The organism is Actinomadura sp. 3N508 (assembly GCF_044326375.1).
Taxonomy (GTDB): domain Bacteria; phylum Actinomycetota; class Actinomycetes; order Streptosporangiales; family Streptosporangiaceae; genus Spirillospora.
In genome coordinates this window covers 186,662-202,888 of sequence record NZ_JBIRAX010000005.1, presented here as the reverse complement: position 1 = coordinate 202,888, position 16,227 = coordinate 186,662, and the positions used below count along the sequence as shown (strand labels likewise).

Below are 16,227 nucleotides of genomic sequence, written 5' to 3'. Positions count from 1 at the left end.
CTCGCCGGCCCGTCAGCTCTTGGAGCCGTCGGCGAGCCGCCACTTCATGGCCAGGTCGGTCGCGCCGAAGCCGGTGACGGGCACCGGAACCCCGGTCTTGGGGTCGATCTTGTTCATCCGGGTCTGCCGCGAGGGGATCCGGGTGTCGGCGTCGCCCGACCCGTACTTGAGGTCGGGGCTCAGCCCGTTGGTCGAGACGTTGAGCCCGGCCATGGCAGCCACCACGCCCTTCTGGGTGAGGTCCTTCTCCTTGCACGCCTTCTCCAGCGCGGCCACGGCGACGGACGCGTCCACCCAGCCCGCGATGACGAGCTGGTCGGGCTTGGTGCCGGGCGCGACCTTCTCGACGTTCTGCTTCACCTCGGCCATCGCCGGGACGTTCTCGGTGTAGAGGACGCTGCTGGTCACCACGTGCAGCTTGCCGACGAGGCGGCCGAGCTGCTTCGCCATCGCGGTCTCGTAGCCGGAGTCGACGGTGAGCCACTGGGGCGAGTAGTCGAGCTGGGACGCCTGGCTGAGGATCGGCCCGGTCTTCGAGGCGATGCCGTGGATCCAGACGGTCTCCGCGCCGGCCTTCTTCATCTTCAGGACCTGGGCGGTGAGGTCCTCGGCCTTCACGTCGTAACCGGCCTCGGCGACGACCTCGATGGCGGGGTCGTTGGCCTCGGCGTACCGGACGGCCCGCTGCCCCTCCCGGCCGAACTCGTCGTCCTGGTAGATGACGCCGACCTTGAGCTTGCCGTCCGAGCCCGCCTGCTTCTGCTTCGCCCAGTCGAGCCCGTTGATGACGTACATCGGGAAGGGGGTGGTGAACAGGTAGACGTTCTCCAGCTTGATCACCTCGGCGGCGCTCGTCGCGGCGAGGGTCGCGATGTCGTCGCGGGCGATCTGCTGGCTCAGCCCGTAGATGCTCGTCGCGCCGAGCAGCTGCCCGATCATGACGATGTCCTTCACGTTCGCGCGGTAGGCCTGCACCGCCACGGCCGGGTCGTACTTGGTGTCGGCCCGCACGGACTTGAGCCGGCGGCCGCACACTCCCCCGGCCGCGTTGGCCTTCGCCAGCCGCGCGTCGAACCCGGCGGCGCCCGCGATCGCTCCCGCGGCGACGGGGCCGGTGTAGCCGTTGAACAGGCCGATCTTGATCTCGTCTTCGGTGACTCCGGCGTCGACCTTGACGCCGTCCTTGCTGGTGGACGCTCCGGGGGTGGCACAGGCGCCCGCGAGCGCGGCGGTGACCACCAGGGAGAGGCAGGCGAGTCGTGTTTTCACAGGGGGTACCTCGTCATCCGCTGAAAGGCTCGGTTACTGCTGTTCCTGAGGGTGCGAAGCCGCGGCTCGCAGATGTGATCGGCGGCGTATGAGCGTGGCCGTGACCGCGACGGCGACCACGGCGAGCAGGAGGGTCGATTCGGGCAGGCCGGCGAGATCGTCGATTCCGGCGGGATGGTCGAGCGAGATGCGGCCGGGTCCGGTGTAGAGGAGGGTGAGGGCGGCGGCCGCGAAGAGCGCGGGCAGCTCGACGCCCTTGCCGCTCTCCCACAGGCCGTTGGGGACGTGGAGCGAGGCGGCGACGAGCATCACGCCGACGACGGTCGCGGCGGCGGCCGGGGTGGCGAGCCCGGCGACCAGCGCGAGCCCTCCGGCCACCTCGAGGGCTCCGGCCAGGGCCGCCATGGGACGTCCCGGACGGAACCCGCCCTTCTCGAACACGGCCGCGGTCTGGGCGATGCCGGGCCCGTCCAGCAGGCCGAACTTCTTCAGCCCGTGGCCCGCGAGGTAGAGGCCGAAGACCGTCCGCAGTGCGAGCAGCCCGATGTCGGCCGACGTGCCGGTCATGCGAGCCGCGCCGAGATCCAGGCGACGATCAGGTCGGCGAGCTCGGCCCGCGCGGCGTCGCCGCCGTCCCTGCGGAAGTAGTGGTCGCCTGCGATGACGTGGGATTCCTTGTCGGCGGAGCCGAGCGCTTGCAGGATCGCGGCGGCGTCGCTGGGGAACACGCCGGTGTCCATGTCCGCGTTCACCACGAGCGCGGGCTCCTTGATGCGCGCGAGGTGCGGCGTCGCGCGGGTCTGGGAGTCCTCCAGGCTCCAGAGGGAGAGCCAGGTCCGCAGGGTGCAGGTGCCGGCGATGCCGAAGACGGAGGCGTTGGCCCGGGCCGGTTCACCGGCGTAGCAGGAGTTGGGCGGGCGGCGGGTGGGCTCCAGCGTGGCGTCCACCATGCGCGGGTCGGCCCAGGTGCGGTGGACGTTGAACAGGCGGTCGCCGAACCCGGCGTCGCTGAGGCGGCGCATCTCGTCCTTCACCCAGCGGGTGATGCGGTGGTTGCGCCGCGTCTGGGCCTCGCGGTAGCGGACGAGGAACTCCTCCGAGTAGGGCGCCGGGTTCGCGGGGTCGAAGAGGCTGAGTTCGGGGTCGGTCGAGACCGGGTCGGACTCGTCCACGACCGACGGGTCCATCCAGGCCGTGAGCACTTCGGGACGGCCGAGGTGCGCGGCCGTCGAGATGTAGGCGTCGGCCGCCGGAAGCTCCCGCACGCCGCGCGCGGGCCGCATGCCGTCGAGGGGCGTGACGTTGGGTTCCCTGGCCTGCGACTGGTAGGCGGCCATCAGCGACCCGCCGCCCGAGTTGCCCAGCAGGACGACCCGCTCGACGCCCGCCTCCTCCCGCAGCCACCGCACGCCCTGGCCGATGTCGACGAGGGCGTGGTCGAGCAGGAAGTGGCTCTCGGCGCCCCTGAAGCGCGTGTTCCACCCCAGAAAGCCCAGGCCGCGCTCGGCGACGAAGTCCGCGAGGTAGTGCTCGGCGAAGTCGACCGAGTAGTGCGTCGCGATCAGCGCGGTCTTCGGCGCCCGGCCCGCCGGGCGGTGGTACAGCCCCTGGCACGGGTGTCCCCCGGCGCCGGCCCGTGCCGCCGTCGGAGAGGTGAGCCCGACGAAGAGTCGCTCCACCGCCATGGCGTTCCTCCCAATGTAAACCTGACGTCGGATTCGTACCTTAACCGCGGGGTTGGGGGATGTCCATACGTTGATCTGGGCAGATTCACCGCCGGGGCATGCGCGCGGGCATGCGAAAGCGACGGCTCAGGTCGTGCTCGACCTGGCCGTCGGCGAACCGGTGAAGGGGAAGGCGCTGGAGCCGGTGAGGGTGGCGGAGCCGGGGGTCAGGCGGGGTCGGCGCGCCAGTAGATCGCGCGGTACCACATCTCGCCGAGTGTGCGGACGGCGTCCTCGTCGTCGATCTCGGTGTCCTGGCCCGCCCCGGCGAGGAGGTCGTAGCAGAACTGGTTGAGCATCGCGACGATGGCCCTGGCCGTGAGCTCCGGATCGGCGCCGGGGCAGTACCCCTCCCGCTGGGCCCGCCGGACGCTTTCGGCGATGCCCTGCACGGCGTCGTCGCACAGCTCCCGCCAGTGCCCCGCGAACTCCTCGTTGATCATGGCTAGCTGGAAGACGCCCACCATCTCGGCGAGCCGTTCGCCATAGGTCTCCCAGTGGGCGCGTGCCGACTCCATGACGCGCTCGCGGTGCGGGACCCCGTGCTTGTAGGCGACGACCGCCCGCGCCTTGGCCTCCTTGCGGAAGTCGTCCGCCCAGTGGGCGAGGAGGTCTTCCTTGGAGTCGTAGTAGTTGTAGAAGGAGGCGGGCGAGCGTCCGGCCTCCTGCGCGATGTCGGCGACCGTCATCGCGAGGAAGCCCTTGCGGGCGATGATCCGGCGCGCGGCCGCCTCGATGGCGGCGAGGGTCTTGCGTCCGCGCTGCGTCGGACGGGGGGTCTGAGCCTTCTCCACACCTGAACCTAACATCGGGTTTCTCCCGCTGGAGCGCACTGCGCCGCCGAACGCGCCGCACGGCCCGCCGGGGGCGTCGGGCACCGCTGATATGAATCTGAGGTTAGCATCATATGAGGTATGCCCGTGGCCGCGTTTGGCCATGTCGGCGGGGCTCGGTGGGGTACAACTCGACCATGCGCGAGAGCAGCAGGGTCGTCGTCATCGGAGCCGGACCCGCGGGACTGACCCTGGCCAACCTGCTCCAGTTAGCCGGGGTCGGCTGCGTGGTGCTGGAGCGGCAGAGCCGCTCCTACGTGGAGCAGCGCCAGCGGGCGGGCGTGCTCGACTACGCCAGCAGGCGGATCTTCGAGGAGTGGGGGGTCGCGGAGACCCTGCTGACCGGAGTGCCCGAAGACCGCGCGCTGGAGATCCGCGTCGACGGGGAACCGCACGTCCTGGACATTCGCGCCCTGTCCGGCGGCCGGACGGGCCGCGCCATCCCCCAGCAGATGCTCATCGCACGCCTCATGGCCGCCTTCCTGAAAGGCGGCGGCGACCTGCGGTTCGGCGCGGACCAGGTGACCCTGCACGACCTCGCCGCCCCCGATTCCACTCCCGTGGTCACCTATCGCGATGCGGAAGGGACCGCTCGCGAGATCACCTGCGACTACGTCGCGGGATGCGACGGCCACCACGGCGTCACGCGCACCGCCGTTCCCCCGCGGGAGATGACCACCTACACCTACGACCACGGCATCGGCTGGTTCACCGTCCTCGCCGACGTCCCGCCCCCGCGCCTCCCGCTGTTCGCGATCAGCACGCACGGCTTCGCCGCGCAGTTCCCGCGCGGGCCGGGCGCCTGCCGCCTCTACCTCGAATGCGCCCCGGACGACGTGCCGGCCGACTGGACCGACGAGCGGATCTGGAGGCAGGCGCGGCTCCGCCTCGGCGACGAGTCCCTGCCCGCCGGGCCGATCGTCGACAAGAGCGTGGTGGAGATGCGCAGCTTCGTCGTCGACCCGATGCGGTACGGGAGGCTCTTCCTCGTCGGGGACGCCGCGCACATCATCACCCCCATGGGCGGCAAGGGGATGAACCTCGCGATCGCCGACGCCGACGTGCTCGCCCGCGCGCTGCGCGCGGCCGTCCTCGACGGTGACGAGGAGCCGCTCGCCGCGTACTCCGCCACCTGTCTCCGGCGGGTCTGGAACCAGCAGGAGTTCTCCCGCTGGCTGACAGAGCTGATGCACGAGTCCGGTGACGCCACGCTCGCGGGAACGTTCCGACGCCAGCTGGCCAGGGCGCGCCTCGACCGGCTGTTCACCTCCGCCCCCGCGGGGCAAGCGTTCGCGGACCTCCTGGCGGGCGGCTAGGCGTCGCGGATCCGCAGGAGCAGGGCGGCGGCCACGAGCGCAGCGGCGGCCCATCCGGCGGTCACGCCGAGACCGGCGCTCGCGGGACCGATCCGCTGGAGCAGCCGCTGCCACTGCGGATCGCCGATCACCTGCGCGAGGAGGGGGAAGACGTAGAGCAGGCCGAGAACGGTCCCGGTCCCGGTCGCGGCGTCCCGCAGGACGGCCGCGACACCCAGGCTCAGCAGGGCGATCAGGACCAGGTGGACGATCGATCCGGCGGCGGCGCGCAGAGCCGGGCCGTCGGCCAGAGGCAGCGGTTCGGGCAGGATGAGCCGTCCGGCCAGCAGCGATCCGAGGACCGCGACGGTCCCGGCCACGGTCACGGCGCCGGTGAGGGTGACGGCCTTGGCCGCGAGCACGGTGCTCCGGTGCGGCGTCGCCGCCAGCGTGGTGGTGATCATGCCCGTGCCGTACTCGCCGCCGATGACCAGGACGCCCAGGACCGCGACCGGCGCCTGCCCCAGCTGGACGCCGGCGAGGCTGAGCCCGACCGGGTCACCGCCGCACACCGCGGACGCGCAGGTCGCCACCGCCGTCACCGCCGCGCTGAGGGCCACCGTCGCCGCGATGGCGCCGAGCAGCAGCCACAAGGGGGCGGGGACGGTCCGCAGCTTCGTCCATTCCGCGTGGAGGGCCGATGTCACGCGTCCCTCCTGCGGAGCAGGACGGCCGCGACCGCCAGGCTCACCGCCGCGTAACCGGCCAGGACGGCGAGCCCGGCCCACGGCGCCAGCGGGTAGTAGCCGTTGGACGGCTTGTAGATGCTCGCGACCTGGTGATGCTCCACGAGCGTCTGCTGGACGGCGAACGCCGCCGCAGGCGTCACCCGGGCCAGCCGGTTCGACACGCTCGCCGGCATGAACGGGATCGCCGTCATGATGTGGGGCAGCACGACGGCGACGATGACGGCGGTGACCGCGCCCGCGCCGTGCCGGAGGATGGTCCCGGCGGCGAGGGCCAGGATCGAGGCGGCGGCGAGCAGCGCCCCGACCCCGAGCGCCACGCGCAGATCGGTCGAGAACGCCACCGGGAAGATGAACACGCCGTTGGCGCGGGCGAGCCGCTCGCCGAGCGGGATCGCGGCGGCCGCCCCCGCCAGCCCGGCGCCGAAGGTGACGGCTCCGAGCACGATCGCCTTGGCCAGCAGCACCCGGACGCGTCCGGGGGCGGTGGTGAGGGTGAGGCGGATCAGGCTCGTCCGGTACTCGGTGGTGATGAACAGCGCTGCCACGACGATCACCGCGATCAGTGCGGCGAACGTGCCGGTGAGGATCTCCCCCACGGTGCCGCCGGCCGGCAGGGTCTCGCGGACGGCGGGCGCGATGTCCCCGGCACCGGTCACGGTGAGACGGCCGCCGGACGCCGTGAACGAGCCCGCGGTGTTCTGCGGGTAGCCGGCGAAGGTGGGCGATTCGGGGCCGAGCTGGGTGCCCGTCCAGCCGCCGTCCCGGCTCCCCTGGACGCGGAGGTCCCCGAAGACGGCGGTGGAGACGGTGCCGCGCGTGCTCATGCCGTGCACGGACGGCGGGGACGCGACGAACGGCCCGGCCTGCGCGGCCGGCCCGAGCCCGCGCACGCGCACGGCGCCCACCCTGGTCCAGCGGGCGCCGTCGGCGGACGCGTGGCCGGTGATCGTGTCGCCCGTGCGCTCCAGCCGCAGCCAGCGGGGGGACGCGGCGGAGACGGGCCCGGGGAGGCCGGCGGTGTCGTGGACGTAGCCGTGCTGCATCCGCACGCCGTGGCCGCCGGTGACCATGATCGCGGCGTAGGGCGATCCCTGGCGGGTGCCGTCCTTGATGATGAGCCCGGCCTTCGCCCACGGCACGGTGCCGGGCCGCAGCTCGCCGGGGCCGGTGGGGATGGCGCTCGTGAGCGCGGAGACCGAGACCGTGATGGCGCCGTCCCCGGTCAGCGGCCGGTGCACCAGGTAGAAGCTGTCGGTGACCGGTTCGCCGCCGGGTGCGGTCGGGACGGGCGGTGCGCCCTTCTGGTCGCTGCTGATCCCGGCGAGCAGCGCGAACAGGACCACCAGCAGCGCCGCCGCGATCACGCCGGTCACCCAGCCGCGGACCGTCCGGAACTTGGTCCACTCCGCGTGCAGCACCTGCGGGAAGCCGTCCGGCGGAGACGTCATCGTGCCGCCTCCGTGGGCGCCGCGGCGCGGAACTCGACGGCCTCGCGGGTGAGTTCCAGGTAGACGTCCTCCAGGGTGGCGCGGTGCGCCGACACCTCGGAGAACGGCAGCCCGCTCTGGCCGAGCAGCATCACGATGCGGTCGGCGGGCAGGCCGGTGACGATGAGGGTGCCGGTGTCGCGGCCGGGCGCCGCCACGGACGCGCCCGCTCGCACCAGGACCTTCGCCGCGTGCGTCCAGGCCGGGGTCCGCACGGTCACCCGGTTCTCGGACGCGGCCGCGATCAGGTCGGCCACGCCCGCGTCGGCGATGGCCCTGCCGCGTCCGGCCACGACGAGATGGTCCGCCGTGCCCTGCATCTCGCTCATCAGGTGGCTGGAGACCAGCACGGCACGGCCCTGGGCGGCCAGCGAGCGCAGGAATCCGCGCATCCAGACGATGCCGTCCGGGTCCATGCCGTTGAACGGCTCGTCGAGCATGACGATCGGCGGATCGCCGAGCAGGGCCCCGGCGATGCCGAGCCGCTGGCGCATGCCGAGCGAGTAGCCGCCGGCCCTGCGCCTGGCCACCGGGCCGAGCCCGACCAGGTCGATGACGCGGTCCACCTGCCGCGCGGTCAGGCCCTGCGAATGCGCCAGCCAGAGGAGGTGGCCGCGTCCGGTGCGGGCGGGGTGCAGCGCCGCCGCGTCCAGCAGCGACCCGATGTGGTTCAGCGGGCGCCGGAGGGCGCGGTACGGCCTCCCGCCGATGAGGGCCGTGCCCGCGTCGACGGCGTCCAGGCCCAGGATCACCCGCATCGTGGTGGACTTGCCCGCCCCGTTCGGCCCCACGAACCCGGTCACCGCACCCGGGCGGACGGTGAAGGACATGCCGTCGAGCGCCAGGACGGGCCCGTACCGCTTGCGCAGCCCGGCGACGACGATCCCCGGGGCGCTCATCGCGGCGGCCCCGGCATTGGAATTCGGCTCATGGCGATGGTTGTACGCGGGGGCCGGTTCCGTCCCGGTCGCGGCGGCTGCGACCCGGTTGCGACCTCGCGCCTGGCATCGTTGTCGGCATGGCAGCAATCAGCCGTGGTGAGCACCGGTGAGGGTGCTGGTCGTCGAGGACTTCGAGGTCCTGGCCCGCTCCGTCGGGACGGGGCTGCGCCGCGAGGGCATGGCCGTCGACGTCGTCCTGGACGGGACCGACGCCCTCGACCGCCTCGCCGTCACCCGCTACGACGTGGTGATCCTCGACCGCGACCTGCCCGGCGTCCACGGCGACGAGATCTGCCGGCGGCTCGCGCACGACCGCCGCGAGACCCGGGTGCTGATGCTCACCGCGTCCGGCACGATCCAGGACCGGGTGGACGGGCTCGGCCTCGGCGCCGACGACTACCTGCCCAAGCCGTTCGCGTTCGCCGAGCTGGTCGCCCGCGTCCGCGCCCTGGCCCGCCGCGCCGCGCCGGCGGTGCCGCCGACCCTGGCGTCCGGGGACATCACCCTCGATCCGGCCCGCCGCACCGCGTTCCGGGCCGGGCGGCGCCTGGAGCTGAGCCCGCGGGAGTTCGCCGTGCTCGAATGCCTGCTGACCGCGCCGGGCCTGGTCGTGTCCGCGGAGGAGCTGCTGGAGCGCGCCTGGGACGCGGCCGCCGACCCGTTCACCAGCGCCGTCAAGCACACCGTGCACCGGCTGCGGGCCAAGCTCGGCGACCCGCCCGTGATCGAGACCGTCCGCGAGGGCGGCTACCGGCTCGGCCCGTCATGACGGCACAGGGGCCCGTCATGGCGTTCCCGCGGCCCGCCCGGCGGTCGCTGCAGGCGCGGCTCGCGCTCGGCTACGCCGCGGGCATCTACGCCGCCGGGGTGCTCGTGCTCGTCGTCGTCGCGGTGCCGCTCGCCAGCGTCGACGCGGGCTCCCCCAAGGGCGGGCCACCGTCGGGCGTGACCACCGGCGAGGGGCCCGGGGTCGGTCTGGCCCGGCTCCTCACGGGTTCCGTGGCCGCCCTGGTCGTCCTGGTTCCCGTGGCGCTGGCGCTCGGCTGGTTCGTCGCGGGCCGGTTCCTGCGCCCGCTGCGCTCCATCACCGCCACCGCGCGGAGCATCTCCGCCGGGGACCTCCACCGGCGCCTCGACCTCGGCGAACCCACGGACGAGCTGAGGCGGCTCGGTCACACCCTCGACGACCTGTTCGGCCGCCTCCAGGCGTCCTTCGACGCCCAGCGCCACTTCGTCGCCAACGCCTCCCACGAGCTGCGCACGCCTCTCGCCGGCCTGCGCACGCTTCTCGAAGTCGCCCTCGCCGACCCCGCCGCCGACGCCGAGACCCTGCGTTCGGCGTGCCAGGAGGCCCTCGCGCTCGGCGGGCATCAGGAGCGGCTCGTCCAGGCGCTGCTCGCCCTGGCCACCAGCGAACGCGGCGTCACCTGCCGGGAGAGCGTCGACCTGGCCCGCGTCGCCGAAGGGGTGCTCGCGTCCCGCCGCGACCATGCCGCGGACAAGGGCATCGACCTGGCCGAGCGGCTCGCGCCCGCGGTGACGGCCGGGGATCCGGGGCTGCTCGAAAGCCTCGTCGCGAACCTCGTCGACAACGCCGTCCGCCACAACCGCACCGACGGGCACGTCCAGGTCACCACGCGAGCTTCGGAGACGGAGGCGATCCTGACGGTCACCAACACCGGGCCGGTCATCCCCGGCGACCAGGTCGAGCGCCTCTTCCAGCCCTTCCAGAGATTGGCTCCCGGCCGTGACGGGCGCCGCGACGGCTACGGCATCGGCCTCGCCATCGTCAACGCCGTCGCCCAGGCCCACCACGCCGCGCTCACGACCACCGCGCGTCCCGAAGGGGGCCTGTCCATCACCGTCCGGTTCGCACGGGACGGTTCATGACGCGCGCCACCGAAGGAGAATGGCCTCATGATCGAGTTAGGGATCCGCCCGCCGGAGCCCGGCGACGGTGCGGGGATCGCGGTGGCGTGGTGCGATTTCGCCGAGTACTACCAGGAGATCGATCCTGAGTCGTTCCAGGCCCCGCGCCGCGACGGCCTCGAGGCGTGGCTGGAGAGCGGGCTGCTGACCGGCGGGCACGACAGGTTCGTCCGGGTGGCCGATCTCGGCGGGGACGCGATCGGCTTCGTCGCCGCGAAGTTCCTGCGACCGCACGAGGACGCGGACCGTCAGGTGCTCCGGGAGGTCGCGGTGCCCCGCGTGTTCGTCAACTCGCTTGCCGTGCAGCGCCGGCACTGGCGGTCGGGGGCCGGGGCGGGGCTGATGGCGGCGGTGGAGGAATGGGCCGATGCGCGAGAGGCGCACCTCATCACCCTGGACACCTATGCCGACAGCCCGGTGTCGGTTCCGTTCTATGAGCGCCGGATGGGATACCGGCGGCAGAGCATCATCTTCACCAAACGGATTCGCTGATCGCGCGGCCTCGGCTCGGTGCCGTTCGCGCCGGGTCGGCACGCCCGTCGCGACGCCCATCGCGAGCAGCACCGGGCCGAGAGGGTCAGGACACCGGGTGTCCCGTCATTTCCTTCGGGAATTCAGATGGTCCGGTACTTACCCGACCTGCAGATCGACACAGGCGTAGAACGCGTTGCCGGTATCGGCGATGTTCCAGACCGCCAGCACCTTCTGCCGGCCGCTCACGCCACCGAGATTGACGGTGTGGGAGGAGCTTTGCGCGCTGAACTTCCCGAGGCTCCTGCCGTTGATGAAGTACTCGTAGTCCCGGGTGGCGTGCCTGGCGGTGAACGTCCAGTTGAAGGTCACCGAGTTGCCGACCGAGGCGGCGCGCCACGGCTTGCTGTCGTCGTCGAGATCGGAGAACCGCGCGTTTCCGCCGCTGCAGCTTTGCAGGCCCTTCGGCCCTTCGACGCTCTGCGGCTCCCATTGGATCTGTCCGCACTGGACGGTTCGCTGCGCGCACTGGGCCTGCCGGCTCGCCGGCGAGGAGACGTAGCCGTGCGCGTAGGCGGAGGCGGCGGGCAGTACGACGGCGACGAGGGGTGCGATTGTCACGCCTGCCGCGACGGCGGCGAGCTTGCGCCTTGATTTCATGCGGGGGGTCCTTGCTTTTGGGGGTGGGTGATGATGTTTTCGTCGTGGCCATTTGGAGGGGAGCGAGGCATGACGACTCCATCAATAGGAAATTTCCTATTGGGTAGTTGAACGTTAACCGGCCGTCCGATAAGCGGCAAGGCTTTGCTGCTGAGCGCGGATTGGCACGCGCCATACCCCCGCAGGCCAGCGGCCGAACCACTTCGGCGGCCGGCGAAGAATCGTCAGATTCTCCCGACTTTCGGGCAACCGGTGGGCAGCTTCTGCCTAGAGCGGTGACTCGCGGAGCTCCGTCCCGCCGGGGAGCGGCCGCAGGCCGGGGGCCAGCGCGAGGGTGACGGCCACCGAGGCGGCGGCCATGATCGCCATCGCGGTCGACGGGGAGGTCACCTGCGCCGCGCCGCCCGCGAGGGCCGCGCCGACGCCCTGCATGGTGAGCATGCCGGACGCCTGCAGCCCCAGCGCGTGGCCGTGCATCGAGACCGGCGTCAAGGCCATGAGGCGTTCCTGCAGCAGGAGCGTCGCGGCGTAGCCGACGGAGGCGAGGAGGACGGCAGCCGCGCCGAGCGGGAGCGGCGGGTCGGCGGCGAACAGCAGGTACGGCACGGCCAGCAGGAGGCGCAGCGAAGGCCCCAGCCGTTCCCGCAGGCGGGGCGGGACGAACCGGCCCGCCGCCGTGTCGCCGATCAGCATCCCGACGGCCGCGACGGCGAGCAGCAGCCCGGCGTCATGGGGCGCGTAGGAGACGAAGAGGGCCTCGCAGCCGACGATCAGCCCGTTCGGCACCCACATCGCCAGGTAGGTGCAGCGGCGCGGCGCCGAGGAGAGCAGGTGCGCGTTGGTGCGCCACGTCTGGGCGAGGGACGGGCGGCCGGTGGCGCGGGGCGGGCGGCGGCTCAGCCCGGCGAGCGCCGTCACGGCGGTGAGGACGTAGAGCGCGGCGGCGGTGAGCAGGGCGCCCCGGGGCGAGAGCGCTACCACCAGGACGCCGCCGGCGGCGAAGCCGCAGATCTGCATGGTCCCCGCGGCCATGTTCAGGACCGACCGCCCGAGGAGGTAGCCGTCCTCCGGGAGGATCTCGCTCAGCAGGCCGAAGCGGACCCCGCCGCCGAGCGAGGCGACCAGGCCCAGGCCGAGCACGAGGGCGAACAGCGCCGCCACCGGCAGGCCCGGGATCGCGAGCGCGGCCGTGCCCGCGCCGAAGATCAGGGCCGTGCAGGCCAGCGCCGTCCTCGGCGGGAGGCGGTCGGCGGCCGACAGGAGGGTCAGCGCCCCGGCCATCTGGGCGAACGAGCCGCCGAACATGCTCAGCGCCGACAGCAGCGGGGACCGGGTCGAGTCGTACACCAGCGTCCCGAGGGCCAGGGCACTGACCGCGGAGGCGGCCATGTGGATCGTGACCGTGGCGAAGAGCGGCGTGTACTCGGGGGCGCGGAACAGATCCCCATACGTGCGCATGATCCCAAGGCTCCGGAAATCCGGGCCGGCGCCGGTAATGTTTCGCGTGGAGGCGAAACATGGGCTGGTGGCTGATCAACGCGGACACCCTCGCGGGCGGCCGGTTCGTGGTCTCGGCGCTGGCGGAGACCATCGCGTCCCTGCGCCTCCTGGAGTCGGGCACCGCCGCGCACCCGGGTGAGCGGGCATGGCTCGACGCCCATCGGCCCGCGTACCGGCGGCTGCTCCAGCGGGAGCCGGTCACGGCCGCGCTGCTGGACGCCGCCCTCGGCGTCACGACCAAATGGACCGCCGACTTCCTCACGCCGCCGCATCCGGGCGTCGGCTCGCCGGCGTTCCACGAGGAGCTCGCGACCGTCCGCCGGACGCCGCCCGAGCGGGCGCACGCCGACCTGGAGGTCTCGCTCGGGCGCCCGCTGCCCGCCGGGCTGCGCGTGCCCGACGCGGCCGGGCGGCTCGCCGGCCTGCTGGAATGGGTGTGGACGCACACCGTCGAGCCGGACTGGGACCGCCGCCGGCGTGTCATCGAGGCCGACGCGGTCGCGCGGGCCGGGCAGCTGAGCCGGGGCGGGTGGGCCGCCGCGCTGGACGACATGCGCCCCGGGATGCGCTGGCTCGGCGACGGCCGCCTGCAGATCAACGTGCACGACTTCCCGCCGCGCGACATCTCCGGCGCGCGGCTGCTGTTCGTCCCCGTCACCCCGCGCAAGGGCTGGGTGGCCTGGGAGGAGCCGGACCCCGACCGGTACATGATCGTCTATCCGTGCGCGGGCCCGCTGGCCGGCGCGGACGACGCCGGCGCCGTGCCCGAGGCGCTCGGACGGCTGCTCGGCGCGGCGCGGGCGAGCGTTCTCGTCCTGCTCGCGACGCCGCTGAGCACCACCCAGCTGGTCGCGCTGACCGGCCAGGGGCTCGGCTCCGTCGGCCGCCACCTCAGGGTGCTGCTCGATGCCCGCCTGATCGACCGGCGCCGGGCGGGACGGTCCGTCCTCTACTACCGGACGGAGGCCGGGGACACCCTCGTGTCGGCGCAGCGAGCGTGACGTCGGGGGTTCGGCGCCAGGGCTTGGCCCGCCTCAGGGCTTGCGCGCGACGCCACCGGAGCACGACACCTCGGGGACGTCCTCGTGCCCGGGGTCGGGCCGCCACTCCGTCACCGGGACGACGCCGGGCGCGACCAGCTCCAGCCCGTCGAAGTAGCGGACGATCAGCTCCGGGCTGCGGGGGTGGTAGGCCACGCCGCCGCTGCCCGCGTTGTAGGCGGCGATCGCCCGGGTGTAGGCCGGGTCGCGGTCGGTGCCGTCGTAGACGGCGAGGTAGCTGCCGGACGGCAGCGCCGCCATGAGCCGCGCCACGATCGCCCGCGCCTCGTCGAAGTCGCCGACCAGGCCGAGGATGCCCATCAGCATGAGCCCGACCGGCTTGTCGAAGTCGAGGGTGCGGGCGGCCGCGGCCAGGATGGCGTCGGGGTCGTGCACGTCCGCCTCGATGTAGTCGGTGACGCCCTCGGGGGTGCTGGTCAGCAGCGCCTTGGCGTGCGTCAGGACGAGGGGGTCGTTGTCGACGTAGACGATCCGGGCCCGCGGGGCCAGCCGCTGGGCCACCTCGTGGGTGTTGTCCACGGTGGGCAGGCCGGTGCCGATGTCCAGGAACTGCTCGATGCCCGCCTCGCTCACCAGGTACCGCACCACCCTGCGCAGCATCTGCCGGGACTGCTGGGCCATGTCGACCATGCCCCGGAACCCCGCGATGACCTGCTCACCGGCCCGCCGGTCCACCGGGAAGTTGTCGGTACCGCCCAGCAGGAAGTTCCAGATGCGCGCCGAGTGCGGCACGGTGGTGTCGATCTTGTCCTTCGGCTCCATGATCAATCGTCCCCGGTAGGTCGTCCTCCTACTTAGGGGCCTACCCATTCGGCGCGGAAGGTTTAGTCTGTCGGCGAAGTCGATCAAGGGCGGGATGACGGCATGCGCGGACGACTCCTTCGGATCATGGTGATGACCGCCCTCGCGATCGGTGTGGTGCCGGGTGGTCCGGCGGTGGCCGCGCCCGCGGAGCGCGAAGCCCCGCTGTTACGGTCCACCGATCCGGGGGCGGAGCGCTTCCGGCCGGTCGGGCGGCTGAAGGCGTCGAGCCAGTGCACGGCGACGGTGATCTCACCGGCCCGCCCACCGGATCCGCGGGACCGCGCGCTCGTCCTCACGGCCGGGCACTGCGTCGGACGGTTCGCGGCCAACGACGTCCGCACCGGCGTGGACGCGCCCGCCGGCTGGACGTTCACCCCGGCGTACTTCGTCGACACCATCGACCGGCACCGTGCGTTCCCGGTCGCCTCGATCCAGTACGCCTCCATGAAGGGCGTCGATCTGGCCGTCGTGGAACTGGCCGCGAGCTACGGGGATCTGGCCGCGATCGACGTCCGCCCGCTGGACCTCTCGGCGGCGCCCCCGCCGGAAGGCGCGGCCATCGAGGTGGTGCACGCGCCCGTGGACGGCCTGCCGCAGGACCAGCAGTTCCTCCGCCGTTCGCGATGCCGGAGCGGCGCGCGTACCGACGTGGCCGAGTCGCCCTGGATCTGGCACGGGGCCTCCCCCAACGACTGCGCGGGCGTCGCGGGCGGCTCGTCCGGCGGGCTGGTCGTCCGGCGGGACGGGCGGCGGGTCGTGGCGGTGCTCAACACGACCGTCGAGACCGGCGTGTCGGGGGTGTGCAAGCTCGGACGGCCCTGCGAGATCGGCCCCGCCGGCGCGGTGCTGCGTCCCGGCACCTCGTACGCCATCGGCGTGGCACCGCTGGCGGGTTGCCCGCTCGACGACCTCGCCTGCCGGCTGGACCCGGGGGACGGCGCGGCGCCGTCGGACACGCGGGTCGCCGTCCGGTCGAAGGACGCCCGCTGGGACGCCGCGCTCGACGCCAGGGGCGGGACGCACGCGCGGATCAAGACCGGCCCGCTCGGCCGGACCGACTGCCGGAACCCGGCGGGCTACGGCCGCCCGTTCGCCATCAAGGACCGCCCGGTGATCGACGACCCGCTGCCGCCGGACGAGGACTTCTACGTCCTGTGCGTGGTGAGCGGCCAGGGCTCGGAGTGGGTGCCGGCCCGGTTCGCCTCGTTCACGACGGTGCAGGTCGACGACACCCCGCCGGCGGTCGAGCCGGTGGTGAGCGCCCGCGATCTCGACACCCAGTGGGCCGTGGAGCCGATCTTCCAGATCTTCGAGATCGTGCACTACGACATCAAGTACGGCGCCCCCGCCGAGATCGACTGCGCCGACCCGGCGGACTACCGGCCGTACCGGCGATTCCCCGCGTTCCTCGCCAAGACGCAGGCGTGGCGGTACTGCGCGATCGGGTACGACCTCGCGGGCAACGCCACCCCGCCGAAGACCGTCGACCTGAACCCGGCTTAGC

16 protein-coding genes are annotated in these 16,227 nt (G+C 72.9%); 6 read left to right on the top strand and 10 right to left on the bottom strand.

The genetic code is table 11. From position 1 onward, the window contains the following. Positions 1 to 12: 12 nt before the first annotated feature. The 4 genes from ACH34S_RS19880 to ACH34S_RS19865 form a co-directional block, all read right to left on the bottom strand. A complete protein-coding gene (locus tag ACH34S_RS19880) occupies positions 13 to 1,269 on the bottom strand; it encodes an ABC transporter substrate-binding protein (protein ID WP_395954174.1) in 1,257 nt (418 codons plus the stop codon). 33 nt (positions 1,270 to 1,302) lie between these two features. Further along, positions 1,303 to 1,836, bottom strand: coding sequence for a DoxX family protein (locus ACH34S_RS19875; RefSeq protein WP_395954173.1), 534 nt, complete (start codon positions 1,834 to 1,836; stop codon positions 1,303 to 1,305). Continuing rightward, positions 1,833 to 2,954 carry an alpha/beta hydrolase gene (locus tag ACH34S_RS19870; RefSeq protein ID WP_395954172.1) on the bottom strand — a complete coding sequence of 374 codons (1,122 nt, stop codon included), beginning with the start codon at positions 2,952 to 2,954 and terminating at the stop codon, positions 1,833 to 1,835. Before ACH34S_RS19870 ends, ACH34S_RS19875 begins: the two co-directional genes overlap by 4 nt. 206 nt (positions 2,955 to 3,160) lie before the next feature. Next, positions 3,161 to 3,787 (bottom strand): TetR/AcrR family transcriptional regulator, encoded by a 627-nt coding sequence (locus ACH34S_RS19865; RefSeq protein WP_395954171.1) that lies wholly within the window; start codon positions 3,785 to 3,787, stop codon positions 3,161 to 3,163. Between the two features lie 176 nt (positions 3,788 to 3,963). On the opposite strand from ACH34S_RS19865, the gene ACH34S_RS19860 reads away from it, so the two are divergent. After that, positions 3,964 to 5,142 (top strand): 4-hydroxybenzoate 3-monooxygenase, encoded by a 1,179-nt coding sequence (locus ACH34S_RS19860; RefSeq protein WP_395954170.1) that lies wholly within the window; start codon positions 3,964 to 3,966, stop codon positions 5,140 to 5,142. On the opposite strand, the gene ACH34S_RS19855 is transcribed toward ACH34S_RS19860, so the two are convergent. From ACH34S_RS19855 to ACH34S_RS19845, 3 genes are read right to left on the bottom strand one after another with little or no spacing between them, the layout of a single operon-like run. Then, positions 5,139 to 5,828, bottom strand: coding sequence for an ABC transporter permease (locus ACH34S_RS19855; RefSeq protein WP_395954169.1), 690 nt, complete (start codon positions 5,826 to 5,828; stop codon positions 5,139 to 5,141). The two genes, ACH34S_RS19860 and ACH34S_RS19855, sit on opposite strands and share 4 nt — an antisense overlap. Beyond that, entirely contained in the window at positions 5,825 to 7,318 is a 1,494-nt protein-coding gene (locus ACH34S_RS19850) for an ABC transporter permease subunit (protein WP_395954168.1), read from the bottom strand. The genes ACH34S_RS19855 and ACH34S_RS19850 overlap by 4 nt, the downstream gene beginning before the upstream one ends. After that, entirely contained in the window at positions 7,315 to 8,256 is a 942-nt protein-coding gene (locus ACH34S_RS19845; protein ID WP_395954167.1) for an ATP-binding cassette domain-containing protein, read from the bottom strand. Before ACH34S_RS19845 ends, ACH34S_RS19850 begins: the two co-directional genes overlap by 4 nt. A 148-nt stretch (positions 8,257 to 8,404) precedes the next feature. On the opposite strand from ACH34S_RS19845, the gene ACH34S_RS19840 reads away from it, so the two are divergent. The 3 genes from ACH34S_RS19840 to ACH34S_RS19830 are packed head-to-tail and all read left to right on the top strand — an operon-like array spanning position 8,405 to position 10,719. Continuing rightward, a complete protein-coding gene (locus ACH34S_RS19840; protein ID WP_395954166.1) occupies positions 8,405 to 9,067 on the top strand; it encodes a response regulator transcription factor in 663 nt (220 codons plus the stop codon). Positions 9,068 to 9,084: 17 nt separating this feature from the next. Continuing rightward, on the top strand, positions 9,085 to 10,188 hold the full coding sequence (locus ACH34S_RS19835; protein WP_395954165.1) for a sensor histidine kinase: 1,104 nt from the start codon (positions 9,085 to 9,087) through the stop codon (positions 10,186 to 10,188). 27 nt (positions 10,189 to 10,215) lie between these two features. Then, positions 10,216 to 10,719: a GNAT family N-acetyltransferase gene (locus ACH34S_RS19830; protein WP_395954164.1), complete on the top strand. Its 504-nt coding sequence runs from the start codon at positions 10,216 to 10,218 to the stop codon at positions 10,717 to 10,719. A 138-nt stretch (positions 10,720 to 10,857) separates the two neighbouring features. On the opposite strand, the gene ACH34S_RS19825 is transcribed toward ACH34S_RS19830, so the two are convergent. Together ACH34S_RS19825 and ACH34S_RS19820 are read right to left on the bottom strand one after the other, a co-directional pair. Then, a complete protein-coding gene (locus ACH34S_RS19825; protein WP_395954163.1) occupies positions 10,858 to 11,358 on the bottom strand; it encodes a lytic polysaccharide monooxygenase auxiliary activity family 9 protein in 501 nt (166 codons plus the stop codon). Positions 11,359 to 11,625: 267 nt separating this feature from the next. Next, a complete protein-coding gene (locus tag ACH34S_RS19820; protein ID WP_395954162.1) occupies positions 11,626 to 12,816 on the bottom strand; it encodes an MFS transporter in 1,191 nt (396 codons plus the stop codon). 59 nt (positions 12,817 to 12,875) lie between these two features. On the opposite strand from ACH34S_RS19820, the gene ACH34S_RS19815 reads away from it, so the two are divergent. Further along, the gene (locus ACH34S_RS19815; RefSeq protein ID WP_395954161.1) at positions 12,876 to 13,859 is read left to right on the top strand and encodes an ArsR/SmtB family transcription factor; all 984 of its coding nucleotides are present in this window, start codon (positions 12,876 to 12,878) and stop codon (positions 13,857 to 13,859) included. A gap of 33 nt (positions 13,860 to 13,892) precedes the next feature. On the opposite strand, the gene ACH34S_RS19810 is transcribed toward ACH34S_RS19815, so the two are convergent. Continuing rightward, on the bottom strand, positions 13,893 to 14,681 hold the full coding sequence (locus ACH34S_RS19810) for an SAM-dependent methyltransferase (protein ID WP_395954160.1): 789 nt from the start codon (positions 14,679 to 14,681) through the stop codon (positions 13,893 to 13,895). A 102-nt stretch (positions 14,682 to 14,783) separates the two neighbouring features. On the opposite strand from ACH34S_RS19810, the gene ACH34S_RS19805 reads away from it, so the two are divergent. Continuing rightward, positions 14,784 to 16,226, top strand: a complete 1,443-nt coding sequence (locus tag ACH34S_RS19805; protein WP_395954159.1) for a trypsin-like peptidase domain-containing protein — start codon at positions 14,784 to 14,786, stop codon at positions 16,224 to 16,226. The last annotated feature ends 1 nt before the right edge of the window (position 16,227 follow it).

Bases quoted from the DNA above. Each gene is read 5' to 3' on its own strand.
- ACH34S_RS19875 (WP_395954173.1), bottom strand. From the start codon at position 1,836: ATGACCGGCACGTCGGCCGACATCGGGCTGCTCGCACTGCGGACGGTC.
- ACH34S_RS19870 (WP_395954172.1), bottom strand. From the start codon at position 2,954: ATGGCGGTGGAGCGACTCTTCGTCGGGCTCACCTCTCCGACGGCGGCA.
- ACH34S_RS19860 (WP_395954170.1), top strand. From the start codon at position 3,964: ATGCGCGAGAGCAGCAGGGTCGTCGTCATCGGAGCCGGACCCGCGGGA.
- ACH34S_RS19850 (WP_395954168.1), bottom strand. From the start codon at position 7,318: ATGACGTCTCCGCCGGACGGCTTCCCGCAGGTGCTGCACGCGGAGTGG.
- ACH34S_RS19845 (WP_395954167.1), bottom strand. From the start codon at position 8,256: ATGAGCGCCCCGGGGATCGTCGTCGCCGGGCTGCGCAAGCGGTACGGG.
- ACH34S_RS19835 (WP_395954165.1), top strand. From the start codon at position 9,085: ATGGCGTTCCCGCGGCCCGCCCGGCGGTCGCTGCAGGCGCGGCTCGCG.
- ACH34S_RS19830 (WP_395954164.1), top strand. From the start codon at position 10,216: ATGATCGAGTTAGGGATCCGCCCGCCGGAGCCCGGCGACGGTGCGGGG.
- ACH34S_RS19825 (WP_395954163.1), bottom strand. From the start codon at position 11,358: ATGAAATCAAGGCGCAAGCTCGCCGCCGTCGCGGCAGGCGTGACAATC.
- ACH34S_RS19820 (WP_395954162.1), bottom strand. From the start codon at position 12,816: ATGCGCACGTATGGGGATCTGTTCCGCGCCCCCGAGTACACGCCGCTC.
- ACH34S_RS19815 (WP_395954161.1), top strand. From the start codon at position 12,876: ATGGGCTGGTGGCTGATCAACGCGGACACCCTCGCGGGCGGCCGGTTC.
- ACH34S_RS19810 (WP_395954160.1), bottom strand. From the start codon at position 14,681: ATGGAGCCGAAGGACAAGATCGACACCACCGTGCCGCACTCGGCGCGC.
- ACH34S_RS19805 (WP_395954159.1), top strand. From the start codon at position 14,784: ATGCGCGGACGACTCCTTCGGATCATGGTGATGACCGCCCTCGCGATC.